The organism is Streptomyces sp. NPDC051133, assembly GCF_040682635.1.
In the GTDB taxonomy this organism is placed as follows: Bacteria; Actinomycetota; Actinomycetes; order Streptomycetales; family Streptomycetaceae; genus Streptomyces.
This window is the reverse complement of sequence record NZ_JBFBBK010000230.1, coordinates 1-1,442: the sequence shown is the minus strand read 5'-3', so window position 1 is coordinate 1,442 and position 1,442 is coordinate 1. Positions and strand designations below refer to the sequence as shown.

At 64.4% G+C, this 1,442-nt stretch carries 1 protein-coding gene; it reads right to left on the bottom strand.

From position 1 onward, the window contains the following. Nucleotides 1-437: 437 nt before the first annotated feature. Nucleotides 438-701 (bottom strand): hypothetical protein, encoded by a 264-nt coding sequence (locus tag AB0N17_RS46665; protein ID WP_366017726.1) that lies wholly within the window; start codon nucleotides 699-701, stop codon nucleotides 438-440. Between the last annotated feature and the right edge of the window lie 741 nt (nucleotides 702-1,442).

The following is a 1,442-nucleotide window of genomic DNA, read 5'->3' as shown; positions in this document are numbered from 1 at the left end:
GAGGTGCTGGACCGGCATCTGCACCACCTGCCACCAACCCCTGCCCCGCAAGCCACACACAACATCAAGATCGAGACAGACCTAACGGAGTCCTATTAGATCTTGCATCGTCGGCGCCTGGCCGTGATCGGCGATGTGCTGGCGGAACCACATGAGCTCATGGATGTCGCGGGCACAGGCACTATCCGCTACCTGTAGGGCACCGGTGCAGTATTGCAGTACCAGTTGGTCGGAGGCGAGGGCCGCGAGCCCGTTCAAGGCCGGGACAAGGGGCCCGGGCAACTCACGAGGCGTGCCCGGGCCCCACTGCGCGCATCCGTCGGGGATCGGATGGTCCATAGCGCGATGCCTCGATCAACGAGAGCCCCATCGGGGGGTTACGCAGACGGTGGGGTGCGTGCGCCGGCTGAGTGAGGGAACTCGAATAGGGCGCCGTTTCACCTGTCCAGCCAGCGACGACAGGTGAAACGGCTGAGATCGGCCGTCCTGGCGCTGACCGGGTGCACCAATACTTTTCGTAAGTTCGGTGGGTGTGGTGGGTGGATGGTCGGGCCGGTATGGGCGAGGAAGGACCATGGCAGTTGTGGGTTGGTGTTGATGCGGTGGATGCCCTGTTCGGTGGCGTCGGCGACATCGGCGAGGTGGTCGCCAGCGAGGTTGGCGAGTTCACGCTTCTTGAGCGAGGACCACAGCAGTTCCACCGGGTTCAACTCGGGAGCGTAGGCGGGTAATCGTTCCAGAGTGAGCCAGTCCTGTTCGGCTGCCCAGGCCCTACCAGCGCATCGTGACCACGTTCAACGAGCACCCCGGGAAGGTGTTCCGCGTCCGCGATCTGCACGAGCACCTCGGTCTGCCCACTGACGAGCCCTCGATCCAGTGTCTGAACCGAAGTTGGTGACGTAGGCCAAGGGACTGTTCGGGACGGCTCCGCCCGCGTGCGCGCCTTGACCGGTCACTGCCGTATGAGCCGGGGTGTTGGCCCGATGCTCACCCGGACCGCCCTGAGCCGTGGCTTGAACGGCCGACAGCACCACCAGACCGGCCAGAACAGCGAATGCCGCTGCCAACCGGCCAAGCCACGCCTCCCACCGTCTTGTGCCCTGGACCCGGGCCCTCCCCGCCCGGGCTAGCCGAACATGACGCCTGATCATTGATGTCTCCAGACCTCGGAAGGTACGACCCTGGTCTGCTGTCCGTGTGTGCCGGCACAGCGAGAAGAAAGAACCTTGATCGCCGAAAAAGGCAACACGCACTATATGGGTGAAAAGAAAGTCTCTGGTGTAACCTGCTCCTTTTTCGTGGGTGAGGCGCGTCCACGCGGCCTCAGCTGGCCCGGCTCCACCTCACCAGCTAGACGCCTTGCGCTGACGCCTCACCCCACGTCCACCGCACGGGACTTCATCCGGCAGCGAGTGAAGAGGCGCGCCATCGGCTGGCGGGCT